The following is a 220-nucleotide window of genomic DNA, read 5'->3' on the forward strand; positions in this document are numbered from 1 at the left end:
GTGAAGTAATGGGCGTACTGTTTTCCACTTTTACATCACCGCTTAGCCCAACTCAGCAACAAGAGGTCATCAAACATCATCAGCTATTCGCCGATATCATTATCTATACACTAAGGGAGATGTGGTTCAACGACCGTTCTGAGCAACTGGTTAACCAGCTCAGTTATGAAGTTTCACACGACAGCTTAACAGGCTTACTCAACCGTAGCTGCTTGTCAGA

Annotated in this window: 1 pseudogene; it reads left to right on the forward strand. The window is 44.5% G+C overall.

Going from position 1 to position 220, the window contains the following annotated elements:
* Positions 1-220 (forward strand): annotated as a pseudogene (locus A3712_RS18655) (diguanylate cyclase); the annotation flags it as partial.

The sequence above is a fragment of the Vibrio sp. HI00D65 genome, from assembly GCF_001635455.1.
Taxonomy (GTDB): domain Bacteria; phylum Pseudomonadota; class Gammaproteobacteria; order Enterobacterales; family Vibrionaceae; genus Vibrio.